This is a genomic window from Photorhabdus viridis (genome assembly GCF_040256935.1).
In the GTDB taxonomy this organism is placed as follows: domain Bacteria; phylum Pseudomonadota; class Gammaproteobacteria; order Enterobacterales; family Enterobacteriaceae; genus Photorhabdus; species Photorhabdus viridis.
This window is the reverse complement of the sequence record NZ_JBEJZY010000348.1, coordinates 1-319: the sequence shown is the minus strand read 5'-3', so window position 1 is coordinate 319 and position 319 is coordinate 1. Positions and strand designations below refer to the sequence as shown.

Genomic DNA, 319 nt, shown 5'->3' with positions numbered 1-319 from the left:
GCAAGCGCTAAACAACTTAGCCGGCACCATCGCCAGTAAGAAAAACCTGCAACTTAACAGTGGCGAGTTAAACAGTACCGGTGGCCGGATAGAATCTGCCGGCGATATGACGCTGGACACGCATGGAGAAAAACTGACCACGGCAAAAAGCGGGAAAAGTGGGGGCGTTGTCAGTAAAGGCACACTCACCCTGACCACCGGCGAAATAGACAACCGTGATGGAACCATTACTGGTACAGGAACAACAACCGTCACTGGCGGTGAACTGAAAAATCAGGGCGGAACACTCGTCAGCAAAAAAGGTGCGCTGACATTAACC

At 51.7% G+C, this 319-nt stretch carries 1 protein-coding gene; it reads left to right on the top strand.

Annotation, left to right across the window (positions count from 1 at the left end; all coding sequences use genetic code 11):
• Positions 1 to 319: hypothetical protein (locus ABR397_RS23680; RefSeq protein WP_350307831.1), on the top strand; the 319-nt coding region annotated here is incomplete at both ends.